A 16,938-nucleotide genomic window follows, 5' to 3' on the forward strand; every position below is an offset into this window, starting at 1 on the left:
GGTACCTTCGGAGTCCAACCCGTAGCCCAGGAGATTTGCCATGCCCACGCGCCTTGGCGAGAAGTTGCGCGACCTGCGCAAGGAACGAGGACTCACCCTGGAGAAGCTTGCCGAGCAGGCGGGTCTGAGCAAAAGCTACCTCTGGGAACTCGAAAACCGGGAGTCCCAGCGGCCGTCGGCAGAGAAGCTGACCGCGCTTGGTGACGCACTGGGCGTGTCAACCAGCTACTTTCTGGAAGAAGATGCCCGTGGTCCGGAGGAGCGCCATCTCGACGAGGCGTTCTTCCGCGGCTACCAGAAGCTGGATGCCGATGCCAAGGAGCAACTGCGCAAGATCCTCAACACGTTCAAGAAGTCGTGAAGCCCGAGGTCTGGACGCCGCAGCGCGCTGCCACCCGGCTGGTGCGAATCGCCGAAACGTTCAGCAACGCGCACGGCCTGCAGCGCTTCCCGGTCGACGTCCGACAGTTGGCGCTTGGAGCGGCTGACATCTTCGGCTGGAAGGACCCGATTACCGAGGTCCAGGCCGCCCCGATCAAGAAGTTCGAGGGCGCGCTGTTCCCCGATGACGATCGATCCAGGTGGCTCCTGCTCTACAACCAGACGCTCACGTCACCGGGCCGCATTCGCTTCACGATGGCCCACGAGCTCGGGCACTACATCCTGCACCGCCTGAAGCGCGATTCGTTCGAGTGCAGCCCGGCCGACATGCTGGATTGGAGCCAGGACGAAACCGACATGGAAGGGCAGGCTGACCTGTTCGCCTCCTATCTGCTAATGCCGCTGGACGACTACCGCGCGCAGGCGGTCGGCACTGTTGATCTCGACGTGCTCGGCCGATGCGCCGAGCGCTATGGCGTCTCGCTGACCGCGGCCATCCTCAAATGGCTGAGCTACACCGACGAGAAGGCCGTTCTAGTCATGAGCAAGGACGGATTCATTGACTGGGCATGGTCGAGCGATCCGGCGATGAAGGCCGGTGCGTTCTTCAAGACGCGCTCGTCAACGATTGAGGTGCCCAGCGGTTCCCTTGCGGCCGACGCAGACGTTCGCCACGAGCGCGCGGGCGCGACGATCGGGGCTTCCGTCTGGTTCAGGTTCGCCGAGTCGCAGGTGCAGCTTCGCGAGATGAAGGTGAGTGCTGATCAGTACGACAGTGTGCTGACGCTGCTCTGCCTTCCGCGTGGTTCAAGCTTCTGGCCGCCCTATCCCGCAGAGGACTGATCGCCTGCTGCCGACTCAGAGTCAACGCTAGCGGCTTATTGGTGGGGGACGGCAGGGTGCACCCGCCGACGTTTGAACGGCAGTAAGGTGCCTGAGACCGCCTTTACGGCCCTTGGTAACGGATGGCCGCTCATGCTGTATCGCCGACTACGAGCCAGTGGCTGCGCGTCGGCGGTTTCAGATCCGAGGCTCACGGCACATGCTGGCCTGCCAAAGGTGTAGCAGGGTGCTGGTTCAAGGGGCCGGCTTCTAGCTGCAGCAGCACAAGCATCCCCAACTGCTCCGCGCTCGGCGTAGCCAACGGCTGCACCGGAAACGCCCCCTGCACCCGCGGGTCCGTCCCATATCGCTGCACCAGCTTGCAGAACGGGCAGTGGTCGTTCGAGCGGCCCACGGACCCGTAGGCCGCCAGGAACTCGCTGTGGCAGGTCGGGCAGGTGACGAGCGAGAAGCTTCTCGTGTCGGTGAGCCACAGGCCGTCCGTGTGCGCGGCCAGATCGAAGGCGCGGTCGAAGCTGATGCGGTGCGGGGGCTGGCAGATGCCGACGTAGTGGCGGTAGGCGCCAACGAGAGCTTCACCCGCAGGGAAGTCGGCGTCGCGCAGACGGCGGTACAGGGCCACGACGATCGAGGCCTCGGCGCGGTGGAGCAGGTTGGCGCCGTGGTACCACTCGGGGGAGTCCGGCGAGCGCCCTCGAGGCACGGCCATGCGGTCCGGGAAGAGCAGGCGCAGCGCCTCGCGGGGTGGCAGGCCCGTCAGATGGCCGATGGTGCGCACACGTGCGCCGCAGGCCGCGCAGGCTTTGGCCAGCGCCAGGGCGCGCAGTTGACGATCGACCCGCGACTGCATGTCGTCCGACCGGGAAACTGAGCGTCAGGCTGCCGAACTGGCCGTGACGTGGCGGGGGGCGTGGACCGCGGCCAGCGGTCGCACCAGCGGCAGCGGTGTGTCGAGCAGACTGACCAGGTCGCGGCGCGGCGGGAAGAGCGTGGCGTCGCCCAGGTTGGCCACGATGGCCATCAGCTGCTGCACGCTCATGGTGCCGAGCCGCTCGGCCTGGGTCGCGTCGAGCGCGAAGCGGCAGCACGCGGCCGTGCGGTCGTGGAGGATGCCGTCGCGGATGGTGAGCAGCAGGGTCAGGTTGGCGATCTGCACATCGGAGAGCTGGACCTGGTTCATGGTGAGTCCTCGCGTGGGGACCACGAGCCCGTGCAGGGCAGGGTGGAGGGGTTGGTCGGTGGATGCGGGTCGTGTTGCGGTGGCTGAAGGAATGGTTCCGGCGCTGTGCGGCCAGCATAGGGTGGGCGACAGGTCGACTTCAATGGGCGGCGCGGGCCTGTGCATCTGCTTACCGAATTGCCACTCGCAAGCCCTGGCGAATTCCGGCGAATGCGTGAGCGCGACCGCATGAGTCGACGTGCGGCGTGAACGACGCCCTTGTCGGGGCGCCGTGCAACGTCGGCGCCGGCACGGTCGGCGAACGGGGTTGCCCCCGCTCGCCGCCGTGCCGGACTGCCTGCTCAGGCCGTGCTCAGATCGCTTCGGCCAGGCCCTTCCACTCGGCGGTGCCAAGCTCGATCAGCTTGCCGCCCAGCGCCTCGAACTCCGTGGCGCGGTCGTAGTCGTCGATCTCCTGGCTGTAGTGCGTCACCGCATTGACCAGCCCGTAGCCCGAGAGCTCGCCCTCGGTGATCAGATGCCGCAGCACGCCCGAGCGCTCGACGTCGTTGAGTGTGTAGCGCTGGGCCAGCACCTCGACCGTCTTCACCGGGTCGCCGACGAGGGGGATCCTCAGCGTCTTCTGCAGCTTCTGCGCCGTCTGCCGGAAGCTCGCTTCCGACACCGCCGCCTGCACCACGTCGCGCACCTTCAGGAAGAAGGCCTTGTCGTCGGCACGCAGGGTGTCGTCCTGGTAGACCTGCAGGCCCTCGTCCTCGGTGCCGAGCGAACGGCCCACATGCGTCTTGCGCAGCGACCGGTCGGCCGCGATCAGGCCGTTGCGGCAGACCAGCCGGTACAGCAGCGGCTGCACCGACAGCGTGCCCTGGCCGACCTCGGAGTTCGAGATCACCACGCCGGCCTGCACCACGTCGCCCGGCGCCATCTCGTAGGTCAGGCGCGAGGTGATGCACTTCAGGTACATGCGCGTCTCGGTCAGCTCGACCGACTCGAAACGCACGTCGGGCAGCTGCTGCAGGATGGGCAGCACGCTCTCGGCGAGGTCGAAGTTGTCGAGCCGGCGGTAGCGGTCCGACAGCACCGCGCGCACCTGGCCGTCCAGGGTGCGCAGCATGCGCCGGTCGTCCTCGCTCTGCAGCCAGGTGTTGACGTTGCGGTCCAGCAGCACCGGTTGCTCCTCGCGCATGCGCTCGAAGTACGCGTGCGGGATCTTCAGCTTGTCGGCCAGCTGGCGGCGCGCCAGCGGCGTGACGCCGTAGCGCACCGGGTTGCCGGCTTCGTTGACGATGATGTGCGTCTGGCCGTCGTCGCCGGTGCTGTGATGCACCAGCTGCGACGGCACGATCAGGTCCTTCTTCGAGTGCAGCTGGCGCTCCAGTTCCTGGGCCAGGCTCACGAGGGTACGTCCGCTCTTCATGACTTTCTCCAATCGGGTTGGGGTGGGTGAGGAGCGGGGACGGCACGGCCCACGTCGGGGCACGGGTCCCCGCAGTGGGTTGACGACGACAACTCGCCGCATGCAGCGCGTCCTGGGTGGATTGGCGATGCATCGGCAAGGAATGGGCGCGACTTCGGTGACACGGGTGTCGCCATCGGTCGCGCGGGATCTCCAGGGCTGCCTTCGTGGCGCCGTGGGGCGTCACCTGGTCTGGCAGCTACCAGTCGGGAAACGACGGGGGGAGGGCGCCGGCCGCATGGCCGACTGCGCCTGACCTTTTCGCCGGCACCGGCAGGTCTTGGCGCAGGGCATGCGCCGACCCGTCCAGTGCCGCTGAAAAAGCGGGTGCGGCCCGCCGTGGCTCGCCGCACCCCAAGCTTCATGACCTCTGCCTCAGCCACCGAGGGCCACCCGGTTGCCCGAGGCCCGGTCGGCCGACGACGATGCGGTCGCTTGCCCCCGGCCCTGGTAGGGGCCGGTGGCACGCTGGCACCACACATCGGCCCAGTCCGTGCCCGCATGGCGCGGCACGAACACCCGCACCTGGCGCGGGCCGGTGGTCTTCTCCTCCCGCTTCAGCCGCCGCGCGAGCGCGTAGGCGAAGCACTGGCCGGCGAAGTCGCCGCCGGCGTCGTTGTCCGCATAGATGCAGACCTCGCGCACGGTGTCCGGCACCCAGAGCTTCTCCAGGTTGCCGGCGCTGATGCCGGCCCACACGGGCTTGCCGGTGGCCAGGTGCACCGCCAGGGCGGTCTCGATGCCTTCGCACAGTGCGAGCTGCGCACCGGCATCGAACAGGCGCACGGCGGCGCCGTGGATGCCCGCGGAGAGCACCTTCTTCGCGTCGGCGGCGTCGAGCTTTCGGCCGTCGCGCAGGTAGGTCCGGTGCAGCGTCACGGCCTGACCGTCCGGCGCCTGGATCAGCGCCAGCATGGCTGGGTAGGCCGCGATCTGCCGCGACTTGCCGTCAGCACCCTTCTCGAAGTAGCCGAGCGACGGGTGGAACCGCAGCACCGGCGGATGCCGATGCAGGGTCAGCCCGCGTCCGCGCAGGTAGCGGTCGACTTCGTCGCCGGCCACCACCGGCCGCGCCTCGTCCCAGATGCGCTGCACCAGCCGGCGCATGCGCTCCCCCGATGCCGCTGGGGCACCGGCTTCGCAGGCGGCCGCCGCCGGCAGTATGCCCAGGCAACGTTCCACCTCGCACAGGGCGGCATGGAAGTCCACGCCCCGCACAGCCTGGAGCAGCTTGAAGCCGCCACCCGGGCCGCACTGCCGGCAGTGGTAGTTGCCCTCGCCGAACTTGTCGGTGTACTGGAAGCGGTCGGTCCCGCCGCAGGACGGGCAGGGCCCGTTGCGATGCCGGAGGATGCGCTCGTCGATGCCGGCCGCAGCCAGCACCTCGCTCCAGCGGCCATGCGCGCGCTGCTTCACGGCGTCGATGCGGGCCGCGTAGTCAGCGTCCTGCATGGGCTCCTCCGCTTGCCGCTGCGTGGTCGACCAGATCGACGGTGTGCCCGGGCGCGAGACCCACGCCCACCGTCAGCTGGAAGGTCTTGCCGTGCAGCAGCGGGTACTTGCCCAGCCGCAGGGACTGCAGCAGCGAGTCCAGCGTCTGCACCGGGTCCACCGCCCGCAGCAGGCGCAGCAGATCGGCCAGCGCGTCACGGTCGGCGTCGCGGTCGGCATCGAGGAACTGGTCGTGCTCGTCGGTGAACGAGGACAGCTGTTCCACCGGCGCGCCCGTCGTCTCGCCGTCGGGGATGTACAGATTGCCGTCGTGGCAGACCCCGGCGTCGCTGACCAGCGTCTCGTCGTCGCCGACGCGCAGGCGAACCTTCTCGCAGAGGATGACCGTGGGCCAGACCCAGCGGCCCTCCAGCGCCGTGCGCAGCTTCTCGCCCACCGGCGTCACGCGCTGACCCTCTTCCTCGAGGAAGCGGACGTGGCGCATCACCCAGTGGTCGGCATGCACGCCGATCCAGTCGAACACCAGCCAGCCGCGGGCGCGCGCCATCATCCAGCGCGGCGCGTTGTCGTCCCCCACGTCGTCCAGGGCCGCCAGCTGCACGGCACCCGACTCGATGGCCTCGCGCGAGGGCGCGGTCGGCACCGGCGTCAGATGGCGGCGCTCGCCGTGCTCCACCTGCACCGGGTAGCCCGACACCAGGCTGCACAGCTCCGCCGGCAGGGTGCCGAGGTCGTTCATCAGGTCGAGGTGCCCCCAGCCGCGCATGACGCCGTAGTAGGTGTCGATGAATTGGCGCGGCGGCAGTTCGGCCTTGGCGATCTCCAGCGTGCGCCGCCAGCAGGCCTTCAGCTCGGTGTCGATGCGCTGGCGCTGCACGTCCTCGTCGATCAGGCGGTCGCGGTCCGGCAGACGCGCCATGAACTGGCGCGAGTCCAGGTGCACGACGTTCACGTCCTCGCGTGTGGACCAGGCCGGCCGCAGCACGCAGAAACCCTGCAGGAAAACCCAGGTGTCGTGGGTGTACCGGCCGTCGCGCGTGCCCGCGAGGTGCACGGCGCCGATGGCGCTGGCCTGGGTGGCGAGGTGGGCCTCGGCCATGGCGCGCCTGAGCGGCTCGCCGTTGAACCACACCGGCACCGGAAACCCGGCGCACAGTTCCTCGACGCGCTGCGCAAGGTCCGGCAGGTCGACGCCGTGCAGCTCGACCCGGGTACCTGCCACCGCGTCACCTTCGACACACTCTTCGACCTCGACGAGTGCCTTGGCCAGTGCGGCCGCGGTGTCGATGTCGACGCGGCGCCGGCCCGAGGCCACCACGCAGCGCGAGGCGGCGTACAGGCACTTCGAGAACCCGACGCCGAAGGGGCGCTCCTGCGTGCAGGTGTCGGCGTCCCAGCCCGACTCGTGGAAGCTGAGCAGCTTCTGGAAGTCGTCCAGGCCATGGCCATCGTCCTGCACGGTCAGGATCTGTGCCTGCGGATCGTGGTCGATCCGGATCAGGCGCGCGCCGGCACGGCGCGCGTTCTGCAGCAGCTCGGACACCAGGGTGAACCGGTTGCTGAAGGCATGGCGCTGGTTGCGCAGCGCGCCTTCTTCGTTGATTCGGACTTGGATCTTCATCGTTGACTCCTTCGGGGGCATCCCGATCGGGGGAAGAACCGGCGGGGGCGCCCCTGGCGGGATGCACCCGCCGGGGTGTGTGGGCCGGTCAGCGCGGATCGGTGCCCATCAGGGCGTCGTGCGGACCGGAGGGGTGAACAGCTGGCCGGCGGCCTGCGCCTCGACGAGGCTGTGCTCCAGGAACTCCCAGAGCTGCAGGTGCTGGCGACTCAGGACCTCGCCGTGGTGGCCGAGGCGCTCGACCACCGGCCCGGCGGCATGGCCACCGGACTCGGTGAGCGGCTGCCAGTGGAGGCGGTAGACGAGCCGGTCGGCGCCGGCGATGACGAAGGTGCGGCCGGACCGACCGGTCAGCACTTCGCTCTCCTTGACGAGGTACTCGATGTCCTCGGGCGCCTGCACGGACAGCAGGCGCACGCGGCCGGGAACCAGGCGTGCATCGGTGTGCATGGCGGCTCCCCTCAGTGCCGGGTCAGCCGCATGGGCTGGTCCGACGCGGCGTCCGGGACGCAGGGCGCCTCCGGACGGGCGCCCTCGATGGGGCGGACCACCGGCGGGTGCCCGGTGGGTCCCCCTTCCGGGAGGGTGTCGTCGCCTTCGAGCGGATGGATGCAGTCGGCGCCGACCTGCGGCCGGACTTGCTCCATCAGCAGGGCGTCTTCGTAGTCCATGCGCCCGGTGATGCCGTAGGCGATGACGATCGCCAGCAGGCAGAGGGCTTCCTTGAACGTGAGCATGGTGAGTTCCTTCGAACGGATGGGCGCGTGCCGCCGCGGCCTGACCGGATCGGTCGGCGCGGCCCGAGGCACGGCGCCCGGGGTGGGCGTGATCACGCGAACAGGTCGCCCTGCACGGACATCTGCTTGAGCTGCTCGTTGATCCACTGGGGATTGCGGGTCAGCCGGGCCTCGACCCATTCGGGGTGGGTCGCCACGGCCTCGCGCACCCAGTCGGGGTAGCGGGCCAGCGTCGCGTGGAGCCAGGGCCGCAGCCCATGGCGGATGCGCTCGCGAACCTCCTCGGCGTCGACGAGTCCGCAGTACGGGATCGGCGACAGCGGGCTGCAGCCGACCACGCGCAGGCAGTTCACGAACGAGAACGGCAGGCCGTCCTTCTCGCGTTCGGTGAACACCCAGCGCAGGGTGTCGAGCTTCTCCTCCAGCGGCGTGACCGGGTCGGCCAGGTGCCGGATCTCCTGCAGCAGGCGCCAGTGCAGCAGGACGATGTCGTCCTCGCTCCACTCCTCCACCCACTCTTCGCAGGTGCTGCCCGGTGCGCCGGTGGCGCTGGCGGCGCTGTCTGCGCCGGCATCGTCCTGGAGATCCAGGCCGGCCGGGATGTCGAACGAGGCGTCGATGACGAACGGGGTCGTCGTCGAGCCGAGTCGGGCTCGGTTTGCGTCGAGGTTTGCCGTGTGTGGCGAGCCGACAGGGGCGCCGGCCTGACGGCAGGCGTTGGTGCTGTGCATCGTGGACTCCTTGGATGGGAAGGGAGACCACGTGCACCCCGTGGCGGGGGCGTGGGCCCCCATGCGGGTGACGGTTGGGTGATGTGGCCCCGGCCGCCTTGCGGGCGGAGCCTGGAACTCCAGGGCTGACAGGGTTCAGTGGCGCGCGCGAGCGCGGTGATCGGTGTCAGCGTCCGATCGGGGGGACATCGGCGAGAACGGGACGAGCCCGGGAGGCAAGGGCGCGGTCGGTGCGGCGCTCGTGTGGATGCGCTCGGCACCGGGTCGCAGCCCTTGCCTCGAAGGCCCGGCCTGAGGCGAATGCCCCGGCGTGCCTGATCGCTTGCGCGGTCCTCGGCACGGCGATGCACAGGGGCACCCGACGGAGCGACACCGCAACGGGTGTCCCCTATCGGTGGGCGTGCATCACCGCGATTCGATCGTCCCCACGGGTGCCTGTGCGACCTGCACGTGCACCCACGCGGGGGATCAGTTCAGGAAATCTCCAAGGCTTGCCGAGTCTGGATGCAGGGCCAGCTGCTGCATGGCGCAAAGGTAGGTCGCCGGTTCCGCCCGGTCAATGGGCCGATGCCCGTCGCCACGCAACTGATTGCGAAAGCGCCCCGAGGTGCCGGGGCTTTCGCGTGGCAAAGGGCCGTGCACGTTCGGAAGATGCCATCGACCCCGTTGTCAGCACAAGGAGCCGCGGGCATGGCCAATGTCGAGATCGTGAAGGTGGACCAGGGCGGCGCCAACGCCCGCATCCTGGCCCGCGAAGCCAAGGTCGACTTCCGTCGCGTCGAGGCGGCCAGCCTCAAGATCGCCACGCGGTTCAGCAGTGCCGAGGGCAAGCGCATGTTCGTTCGCATGTTCAACACCCTGCAGCTGAACATGCATTTCATCTCGGTCATCGCCCGCACCCGGCTCGACCACGACGACATCGGCAGGATCGAGACGGCGCTGCGCGGCAGGATCGATGCCGCCACCGCCAGCCTGAACGAGGCCATCGACGGCGCCGAGGCGCTGTTCAAGGCCCACGGCATCACCAGCCTGGCGTCCTACGACACGGTGCCGCTGGACGTGGACGTGCGCGTGCTGTCGTCGATCAGCCGCCGATTCCTGGAGGTGCTGGTCAAGCTCGACCAGCTGATGCCGCTGCTGCAGACGCTGGAGATCCATGAGGTTGTTTCGGCGCAGGCGGTGGACACGCAGCGTGCGGGCCTCAAGCGCCAGGTGCGCGACATCGCCAACGGTGCGCGCAGCTTTGCGACGGGCCTGCGGCGGCGCATGAACGCGCTCGATGCCCGCGCCACTTCGCCCGAAGATGCTGAAGGCCCTGACGATGCGCACGGTGCCGCCATCGGCGAAGCCGTCGATTCGACGACCAGGGCACCGGACGGACCCGCAGAGCCCCCACCGTCAGCGGGCCGCGACGCGGAGCTGCTGCCTGCGCCGGCGACGGTTGCTGCGGTGGCGGAGTAGGCGGTGGAATTGCAGGCCGTCCGATGTCTCTCCCAAGCGGCGGCACCCACCGACGCTTGCGCGGGCAATCGGCGCGGGCGTGTTGCCCTTGAGCGGTGCGGACGCTACCGTGTGTCCAGGCCATGGGCTGCCCGCAGAGGCAAGTCGGCGCCACCGTAGCGCCGATCACCCGTTCAACGGGCGAATCGCCCGGGGCCTCCACCCGCATCGGGTGGCGTCGCAGTCGATACCTGCCTCGTCCAACGTCGGCACGCTGCCTCCGGCATGCCGGTCAGTTCCGGCGGTCCCGCCTTGCCCCGCTCGGCGACCGAACGCACCCGGTGCCGGGCTCGGCCCTCCGTCGCATCGAACGCGCGGACCCGCACCGCTTGGCGGCCGGCATGCACCCCCAAGGGGGTGGCGATCGAATCACACCGAAGAGGGCCCTCGGCAGGGGCCCTCTTCGGAAGGCATCTTCATCCACCGCGCGAACGGAACGCCCGCGGTGGTCCAGGAGTCGAGCGTTCCCGGGCGGCTGGCGCGTTTCCTGACCGAGCGCCGTCGTCGCAGAGCAGGTCATGACCTTTGCCGGCTGCATGCCGATGAGAGGCCGATCATGCCCCGCGTTTCTGTTCCCGCCACCCCGTCGGCGGATTCCCCGGCCGCAGCGCCCAGTGCTGCGCTGCCGGATACCGGCTTCCTGCGCCAGCCGCAGGTGCTGTCCTTCGTCCCCATCTCCAAGTCCACGCTGTGGCGACGCGTGCATGCGCGCACGTTTCCGGAGCCGGTGAAGCTGTCCGAGCGCGTGACCGTCTGGCGCGCTGAGGACATCCGCCGCTGGATCGAGCAGCAGGGGGTTGCGTCATGAGACACCCGGAAAGGCATCGGACGCATCGTGCTGCACGCGGTAACGCCTCGGCAACACGCCGGCACGCGTGCACGGGCACATTGATGCTGCTTCGCGGCGGGCCGAGGCGTCGCCGTGACCGTAAACGCGACAGGGCCTGGCGTGTATCGGCCGCGAAACGACTGGTCACACGGTGGTCTCACGGTCGCGCGTTAGACGCTGGAACGCCATGCACGTGCTCGGGCCGTGCCGGGTTCATGCCGTCGACATCGAGGAAGCGGTTGGCGCGGAGAAACCACGGCGCCGCGCCGGGCCCGCGTCCTTCGGTGGTTCCGTCGTCCAGGGAGTAGCAACAATGGAAGACGATCCGGAAGCCGCCGGCGATCGCCGGCAGACATTGCAGACGATCCAGATGCTGCGCGAGGTGATCGACGGCGATCCCTACGCGACCGTGGCGCAACGATGGGGTCTGTCGCGGTCGGCCGTCGACCGGCGCATCAAGGGGCTCGCGGTCCAGCTCACGCAGGCGGTGGGCGTCGATGGCCTGCAGGAGAGCGGCGCCGCCTTCGTCAAGCGCCTGCGCATGCACCGGGACGCGATCCTCCAGGCGCTGGAGCACTTCGACCCCACGCAGGTGAGCTCCCAACGTGAAGCCCGCGTGCTCAAGCTCGACGAGGTCGACCTCGGGGCGCGCCGCGTGCGCAGCCGATCCACGCGGCCCCTGCACGACCTGGCGCTCTACTACCTGCCCTTCGCGACCGGCCTGCGCCCGCTGGAGGTCGCGCGCCTGACGGTGGCCGACTACCTGCTGGAGGACGGCAGTGTGCGGCGAGAGTCGAGGGTGCGCGCCGATGTCGCGATCAACGGCAGGGACCGGCCGCTGTTCTTCAGCCACCGGCGTCTGGACGAAGCCCTCGGCGCCTACCTCGACGAGCGGCTCCGTGCCGGCCACGGTCTTGGCGCCGCCGAGCACTGGCGCGGCCTGGATCCGCACGGCCCGCTGTTCCTGGGCGCGGAGGGCGAGGTCTATCCGATCACGCCGAATGGCGGCGAGGGCCAGAACCGCTACGTCTGCCGTCCCTTGCTGGAGATCTATCGCAAGATCTTCCGCCAGGCCGACATACCCGGTCTGTGCACGCAGTCCGCACGGCTGACCCTGATGTCACGGATGTACGAGCGGGGCGCCGACGAGGACCAGGTCGGTCTGGTGCTGGGCATTGCCGATCGAAGTGCCGTGCGCGAGCAGCTGCCGAGGCCGCGACCCGAGCTGGCAAAGGTGCTCGAGGAGCTGGCATGACGCGGCGCGCCCGCTGAAAGGCTGCAACGGCGATGGAGTCGGGGAAGGAGTCGGGGGTGGACGGGCAGCGCTTTGCGATCGGCGGGCGCGTGGTCGACGCCGTTGACCCGCAGCTGCAGGACCTGCTGGCACAGGCCTACGAGGCGCCGGGCCGGCCGCGCTGCCTGTGCGTGGCCGGCGGCGTCGAGATGTACGTCGCCTTTCATCGCCACTTCCAGATCAAGCGCATGCCCGAGACCGGGGACCGGCACCACCCCGCCTGCCCGAGCTACGAGCCGGGGCCTGCGATGTCGGGCCTGGGCGAACTGGTCGGAGAGGCCGTCGTCCAGCTGGATCCGGCACGGGTGGAACTGCACGTGGACTTCCCGTGGGCGCGTGTGCCCGGGCGGCCTGGGGTGAGCCGCGAACCTGCCGAGCCGTCGGAGGTCGGCCGCCCCCGTCGCCGGATGAGCCTGCGGGCGCTGATGCACTTCCTGTTCGAGCGGGCCGGATTCAACCGCTGGTCGCCGGCCATGGCCGGGAAGCGCAACCAGGCGGTGCTTCACAAGTATCTGATGCAGGCCGCCGAGGCGATCCAGGTGAAGGGCGAGCAGTTGTCGAAACGGCTGTACGTGCCGGAAGCCTTCAACGAGACCGCGAAGGCCGAGCAGGCCGAACGGCGGCGCGCGAGGTTGTCGGTGCTGCAGCCGCATGACGGGCGTCAGCCGCTGGCTTTGGTTCTGGGGGAGTTCAAGGGCTGGGAGTCGGCACCCGCGGGAGCGCGCATCTGGATCCGCCACATGCCGGACGCCCCCTTGCTGGCCGACGCGCGGACCTGGGCGCGGGTGCAGCGCGGCTTCGCGCCACTCCTCGAGGCGCTCGACTCGGACGGAGGGCGAGGGCTGCGTCTGATGCTGGCGGCGCTGATCCGGGCCCGCCGGGAGCACACCTACGAGATCGACCTGGCCAGCCTGATGTTGACCAGCGAAGAGTGGATTCCGCTGGAGGGTGTGCACGAGGCGCCGCTGGTGCGTGCGCTGGTGTCGCAGGGGCGGCGGTTCGTGAAGCCCATGCGGTACGACGCGCGATCGGTGGCCGGGTTCGCGAATGCCATCTTGCTGGACGTGGGCGCGGAGCCGGTCGACCTCCATGTCGTCAGCGGCTTCATGGGCGAGGCCGAGCAGGGTGCCAAGCGAAGGGCATTCGAGTCTGCCAGGGCCAGGTCCTGGCTCTGGTTGCCTGGCGAGGCCATGCCGGTCCTGCCTGACCCGTCGACGAGGCTCACCGCTGGAGCGGCGGCATGCAGGCCGCATGCAGGCCCGACAACCGTCCGACTGAACCCCGCAGGCCGGGGTCCTGACTGACGATCACGATGACGTTGGCCAGCATCAGCGAGAGCAGGTTGCGGTTCTGCAGCACGGACGTCAGCTTTCCTGCCGGGTAGCCGCGCAGCGCGTGGACGACCAGGTGGACACCTCCGTGGACGAACGAGTGCATCACCTTGACGGTGCCATGCAGTCGCTTCAGTTCGGTGGCCGCCGGGCCGGCGACCGCACCGATGGCGTCGATCATGGCGGGGATCGGTGGCCCCATCTGGGGTTCCGAGAGTTCGCCGTCCGGCACCGGCGCGGAGAACTTGTCCAGCCAGTCCTCCTTGGCAGCGTGAAGCACCCAGGCGGCACGGACAACCGCCTCGAACTGCAGGCGGATCAGGCTGAGTGCGGTCCCCGTCAAGCCGGCTTCGATCAGGACCCGCTGCGCGATCGCATGCTCGATCGCCGAACGACAGAAGGCCAGGCAGATGGTCGAGCGTCGGGACGACGTGTTCCAGCCGGCTCGAAGCAGTGCGAGCAGATCATCGTCGAACGCCTCGGAGGCGGCGAGTACCCGCCGCAGTTCCTCGTCGTCGTGGTCTGCGCTGCGTTCTGGGCTGGAGGGCGACTCGGCTTGCATGAAAGGGGCGGGTTCGGGCGATGCGATTGCACGGGACCATGGCGTGCGGACCGAGTCGCATCATGGCATCCGGACGGCACCCGGGGTTGAAAACCCGGATCGAGGCGGGACGATGGTTCGTCGGAATCCCCCGACGCCCACCGAGGAACGCCGATGGCCTCTTCACCATCCCCCGATCCCCGGCCCGCCGTCGTGCTGCACGGCGGGCCTGTCGCTCTGCCCACCCTGCTGGGCAACGGTACGAACGGAACGCCCCGCCTGCCCACGGGCGGCAAGATCCGCGCGGGCATCAAGGTCCTGACTCGCCGGGCCGCCGAGGTGCCGCGTGCACAGGCGATCTACGAACAGGGCCTGAATCAGGGCCAGTCGTTCGACCAGATCGAGCGTGCGCTGGCCGAGGCCTGCCCTGAGCTCAACAGCCCGCTCGTTCCACGCAACGTGCCGTGGTTCACCGTGCGCGCCCAGGACTTCCCGAACCCCGAACTGGCGACGCAGATCCTCGACCTCCATGGCGAGGACCGCGGCGAGGGCCGGCGCCTCTACCACTTCCCGGTGGTGTTCCCGACCGATCGCTGGCAGAGCGTGATGCCGCATGAACTGGCGACCTGGGGTGCGCAGGACAAGCGCTTCTGGTCCGAGTATTCGACCGACGGACGGTGGCGCCACTGCATGACGCACGCATCAGTGCCGGTGGACGCGACGGGGCGCCGCACGGTGCGGCTGTTCGGCGGCCGCAAGGCGATCCCGCGCGAGGACAACGGCGGCCTGTGCCAGCCGGAGTCCTGCCCGGAGTACCAGCAGCGGCAGTGCAACCTCACCGGACGCTTCCTGTTCTTCATCCCCGGCATCCGCTCGATCAGCGCCTTCGAGCTGCACACGCGCAGCTTCTACGCGATGAATGCGGCGATCCGCACCTTCGAGACCGTTGCGTTCCTACGCGGTGGCCGGCTCGCCGGTTTCCTGGACCGCCAGGGCACGCCGTTCTACCTGACCAAGCGGCTGATGGAGGTGGCGCACATCGATGACCATGGGCGGCCTGTCCGGGTGCCGCAGTGGATCATCGAACTGGAAGCGCCGGTCGACGTGGCGACACTCATGCGGGAGCAGGACGATCAGGACACCGTGATCCTGCAGGCCGATGTTGCCGCCCGCGTGCTCCAGGGGCAACGGGAGAACGCTTCCTCGACGCCAGGGAAGGGGCCCGAGTCCGTCGACGAACCTGTGGCTGCTAGCGATCCCACGGCAGACGGCATGCCGCCCACGCTGGAGCAAGTGCTCGGGCGGCTGGCCTCGATGGGCGTGCCTGCTCAGACCTGGATGAGCTATGCGGCCACGCGCTGGGGTCCTGGGTGGAAGCTCAATCCGCAAGGGCGGCAGCGGGCCATCGGCGAGCTGGAGCGCTTCCGGAACGATCCGAAGGGCTACGCGGACAAGGTCAGCGCCGAACTGCAGCAGGTGGCAACGTGAGCGGGCCGGGACGACTGCCAGGCGGAACCGGTGCGCACCGTGCGGAGGTGCCGCGTATCCCGGACGGGCATCCGCGAGCGCACGGTTCGCGCCGTCAGGCGCATCGCTTGCGGGTGGCGCATCTGTCCGACCTGCACTACGGGCCGCGCCACCTGGAGGAGGCCGATCGCTGCTTCTCGGCGGCCGTGGACCGCGCCATCGAACTCGCCGTCGATGTTGCCGTGATCTCCGGGGATGCCACCGATCACGCCCTGGACCTGCATGCGCCCGCGGCATTGCGGCTGCTGGCGCAGGTGCGGCGGCTTGCCGACCATTGCCCGGTGCTGATGCTCCAGGGCACGTGGTCGCACGAGCCGCCCGGCACGCTGTCCGTGTTCAGGATGCTGGGAAGCCGCCATCGGGTTTTTGTCGCGGACCGGATCGGTCAGGTGGCGTTGATGGGCAGCGGATCGTCTGGGGGCCTGTCGGTGACCGATGCGTCTGCCGCCGACCTTTGGCTCGCGTCCGAAGGCCCGCGATTCGCAGAGGTGCCGCCTGGCGCCAGGGCAGTCTTCACCTGCATTCCCTCGATCAACAAGGCGGCCGTCGCGGCAGCGGTCGGCGCCACCGCTGCCGCCGAGGCCCAGGGCGAGCTGCTGGCCCGGCTGCTGCAGGGCTATGCCGGTATCCACGGCCTGGCCCGTGCTGCCGGCGTGCCGACGCTCGCGGTGTCGCATGGCACGGTCTTCGGCTGCGTGACCGAGCACGGCGTCCCGATGGCCGGGTTCGACCACGAGTTCACCACCGGGGCGCTGTTCAGCGCCGGCGCGCAGGCCACCTTGCTCGGCCACATCCATCGGCACCAGGCCTGGATCCAAGGGGATCGCGAGCAGCGCCAGTGCATCGCCTACGCCGGGTCCATCGGCCGCTTCCACCATGGGGAGCAGGGCGACAAGGGACTCCTGCTGTGGGAATTCGGACCGGACGGGGTGGACTGTCGCCTCGAACTGACTCCTGCGAGACGAACGCTGGACATCGTGTTCGAAGGTCGGCCCGACCTGGACCAGTTGCGAGAGGCGGTTCGCGCGCAGGAACTGGCCGGCGTCAGCGTGCGGGTCCGATGGACCGTGGCCGACGAGGACCGGCACGAGGTGGACCGCGGTGCCATCGAGCGTGCCCTGTCCGGCGCAGCCGATGTCCAACTCGAAGGGCGGATCGTGCCCGTGGTGCGCACCCGCGCGCCCGGCATCTCGCAACTCTCCAGCCTGGCGGACAAGGTCAGGGCCTGGGCCACGGCGACGGACGTCCACGCGCAGCCGCTGCTGGAGTGCCTGGAACGGGTGACGACGACCGAACCCGAGGACATCGTCGCGGCTGTCCTGGCGCCGCATTCCGACGAAGTTTCGGGAACTGATGCTTAGCGCAAATGACCGCTGGAGTGCAGACAGCGGGCGCTTTGCCTGCGCCGAACATGACCCGCTGACGACCCTGAGCGGTCGTTGGGCGCTCGCGGAACCGGCCTTCCGGTAGTCCTGCCAACTGCGGGCCTGACTGCAGACTGGACTCATGCTGAAG

At 69.3% G+C, this 16,938-nt stretch carries 17 protein-coding genes; 8 read left to right on the top strand and 9 right to left on the bottom strand.

Annotation, left to right across the window (positions count from 1 at the left end; genetic code table 11):
- Positions 1-40: 40 nt before the first annotated feature.
- Positions 41-361 (top strand): helix-turn-helix transcriptional regulator, encoded by a 321-nt coding sequence (locus tag O9280_RS08590; protein ID WP_220787535.1) that lies wholly within the window; start codon positions 41-43, stop codon positions 359-361.
- Positions 358-1,224: an ImmA/IrrE family metallo-endopeptidase gene (locus O9280_RS08595; protein WP_298341191.1), complete on the top strand. Its 867-nt coding sequence runs from the start codon at positions 358-360 to the stop codon at positions 1,222-1,224. Before O9280_RS08590 ends, O9280_RS08595 begins: the two co-directional genes overlap by 4 nt.
- A gap of 190 nt (positions 1,225-1,414) precedes the next feature.
- Here the strand turns inward: O9280_RS08595 and O9280_RS08600 are convergent, their stop codons facing one another.
- The 8 genes from O9280_RS08600 to O9280_RS08635 form a co-directional block, all read right to left on the bottom strand.
- Positions 1,415-2,074 (bottom strand): FlhC family transcriptional regulator, encoded by a 660-nt coding sequence (locus O9280_RS08600; protein ID WP_298341193.1) that lies wholly within the window; start codon positions 2,072-2,074, stop codon positions 1,415-1,417.
- Positions 2,075-2,098: 24 nt separating this feature from the next.
- Positions 2,099-2,404 carry a hypothetical protein gene (locus tag O9280_RS08605; protein WP_298341195.1) on the bottom strand — a complete coding sequence of 102 codons (306 nt, stop codon included), beginning with the start codon at positions 2,402-2,404 and terminating at the stop codon, positions 2,099-2,101.
- A 352-nt stretch (positions 2,405-2,756) separates the two neighbouring features.
- Entirely contained in the window at positions 2,757-3,821 is a 1,065-nt protein-coding gene (locus O9280_RS08610; RefSeq protein WP_298341197.1) for a DUF932 domain-containing protein, read from the bottom strand.
- Positions 3,822-4,235: 414 nt separating this feature from the next.
- Positions 4,236-5,312 (bottom strand): toprim domain-containing protein, encoded by a 1,077-nt coding sequence (locus O9280_RS08615; RefSeq protein WP_298341199.1) that lies wholly within the window; start codon positions 5,310-5,312, stop codon positions 4,236-4,238.
- Positions 5,299-6,933, bottom strand: coding sequence for a hypothetical protein (locus tag O9280_RS08620; protein ID WP_298341201.1), 1,635 nt, complete (start codon positions 6,931-6,933; stop codon positions 5,299-5,301). Before O9280_RS08620 ends, O9280_RS08615 begins: the two co-directional genes overlap by 14 nt.
- A gap of 108 nt (positions 6,934-7,041) precedes the next feature.
- Entirely contained in the window at positions 7,042-7,383 is a 342-nt protein-coding gene (locus tag O9280_RS08625) for a hypothetical protein (RefSeq protein WP_298341203.1), read from the bottom strand.
- Positions 7,384-7,394: 11 nt separating this feature from the next.
- A complete protein-coding gene (locus O9280_RS08630) occupies positions 7,395-7,670 on the bottom strand; it encodes a hypothetical protein (RefSeq protein ID WP_298341205.1) in 276 nt (91 codons plus the stop codon).
- A gap of 92 nt (positions 7,671-7,762) precedes the next feature.
- Positions 7,763-8,401, bottom strand: a complete 639-nt coding sequence (locus O9280_RS08635) for a hypothetical protein (protein WP_298341207.1) — start codon at positions 8,399-8,401, stop codon at positions 7,763-7,765.
- A 690-nt stretch (positions 8,402-9,091) separates the two neighbouring features.
- Here O9280_RS08635 and O9280_RS08640 point away from each other — a divergent pair.
- The 4 genes from O9280_RS08640 (at position 9,092) to O9280_RS08655 (ending at position 13,328) form a co-directional block, all read left to right on the top strand.
- The gene (locus tag O9280_RS08640; protein ID WP_298341209.1) at positions 9,092-9,862 is read left to right on the top strand and encodes a hypothetical protein; all 771 of its coding nucleotides are present in this window, start codon (positions 9,092-9,094) and stop codon (positions 9,860-9,862) included.
- A 595-nt stretch (positions 9,863-10,457) separates the two neighbouring features.
- Positions 10,458-10,709, top strand: a complete 252-nt coding sequence (locus O9280_RS08645) for an AlpA family phage regulatory protein (RefSeq protein WP_298341212.1) — start codon at positions 10,458-10,460, stop codon at positions 10,707-10,709.
- A 334-nt stretch (positions 10,710-11,043) separates the two neighbouring features.
- The gene (locus O9280_RS08650; protein ID WP_298341214.1) at positions 11,044-11,985 is read left to right on the top strand and encodes a hypothetical protein; all 942 of its coding nucleotides are present in this window, start codon (positions 11,044-11,046) and stop codon (positions 11,983-11,985) included.
- A 56-nt stretch (positions 11,986-12,041) separates the two neighbouring features.
- Complete coding sequence (locus tag O9280_RS08655) at positions 12,042-13,328, top strand: DUF1173 family protein (protein WP_298341216.1); 1,287 nt, start codon at positions 12,042-12,044, stop codon at positions 13,326-13,328.
- Here the strand turns inward: O9280_RS08655 and O9280_RS08660 are convergent.
- Complete coding sequence (locus tag O9280_RS08660; RefSeq protein ID WP_298341219.1) at positions 13,246-13,917, bottom strand: hypothetical protein; 672 nt, start codon at positions 13,915-13,917, stop codon at positions 13,246-13,248. The genes O9280_RS08655 and O9280_RS08660 overlap by 83 nt on opposite strands.
- A gap of 153 nt (positions 13,918-14,070) precedes the next feature.
- Here O9280_RS08660 and O9280_RS08665 point away from each other — a divergent pair, with 153 nt between their 5' ends.
- The gene (locus O9280_RS08665) at positions 14,071-15,384 is read left to right on the top strand and encodes a hypothetical protein (protein WP_298341221.1); all 1,314 of its coding nucleotides are present in this window, start codon (positions 14,071-14,073) and stop codon (positions 15,382-15,384) included.
- Positions 15,385-15,431: 47 nt separating this feature from the next.
- Positions 15,432-16,784 (top strand): hypothetical protein, encoded by a 1,353-nt coding sequence (locus O9280_RS08670; RefSeq protein ID WP_298341223.1) that lies wholly within the window; start codon positions 15,432-15,434, stop codon positions 16,782-16,784.
- Positions 16,785-16,938: the final 154 nt, after the last annotated feature.

Source organism: Silanimonas sp., from assembly GCF_027531545.1.
Lineage (GTDB): Bacteria > Pseudomonadota > Gammaproteobacteria > Xanthomonadales > Xanthomonadaceae > Silanimonas.

Bases quoted from the DNA above. Each gene is read 5' to 3' on its own strand.
- O9280_RS08630 (WP_298341205.1), bottom strand. From the start codon at position 7,670: ATGCTCACGTTCAAGGAAGCCCTCTGCCTGCTGGCGATCGTCATCGCC.
- O9280_RS08600 (WP_298341193.1), bottom strand. From the start codon at position 2,074: ATGCAGTCGCGGGTCGATCGTCAACTGCGCGCCCTGGCGCTGGCCAAA.
- O9280_RS08645 (WP_298341212.1), top strand. From the start codon at position 10,458: ATGCCCCGCGTTTCTGTTCCCGCCACCCCGTCGGCGGATTCCCCGGCC.
- O9280_RS08610 (WP_298341197.1), bottom strand. From the start codon at position 3,821: ATGAAGAGCGGACGTACCCTCGTGAGCCTGGCCCAGGAACTGGAGCGC.
- O9280_RS08615 (WP_298341199.1), bottom strand. From the start codon at position 5,312: ATGCAGGACGCTGACTACGCGGCCCGCATCGACGCCGTGAAGCAGCGC.
- O9280_RS08625 (WP_298341203.1), bottom strand. From the start codon at position 7,383: ATGCACACCGATGCACGCCTGGTTCCCGGCCGCGTGCGCCTGCTGTCC.
- O9280_RS08620 (WP_298341201.1), bottom strand. From the start codon at position 6,933: ATGAAGATCCAAGTCCGAATCAACGAAGAAGGCGCGCTGCGCAACCAG.
- O9280_RS08660 (WP_298341219.1), bottom strand. From the start codon at position 13,917: ATGCAAGCCGAGTCGCCCTCCAGCCCAGAACGCAGCGCAGACCACGAC.
- O9280_RS08640 (WP_298341209.1), top strand. From the start codon at position 9,092: ATGGCCAATGTCGAGATCGTGAAGGTGGACCAGGGCGGCGCCAACGCC.
- O9280_RS08605 (WP_298341195.1), bottom strand. From the start codon at position 2,404: ATGAACCAGGTCCAGCTCTCCGATGTGCAGATCGCCAACCTGACCCTG.
- O9280_RS08650 (WP_298341214.1), top strand. From the start codon at position 11,044: ATGGAAGACGATCCGGAAGCCGCCGGCGATCGCCGGCAGACATTGCAG.
- O9280_RS08590 (WP_220787535.1), top strand. From the start codon at position 41: ATGCCCACGCGCCTTGGCGAGAAGTTGCGCGACCTGCGCAAGGAACGA.
- O9280_RS08635 (WP_298341207.1), bottom strand. From the start codon at position 8,401: ATGCACAGCACCAACGCCTGCCGTCAGGCCGGCGCCCCTGTCGGCTCG.
- O9280_RS08665 (WP_298341221.1), top strand. From the start codon at position 14,071: ATGGCCTCTTCACCATCCCCCGATCCCCGGCCCGCCGTCGTGCTGCAC.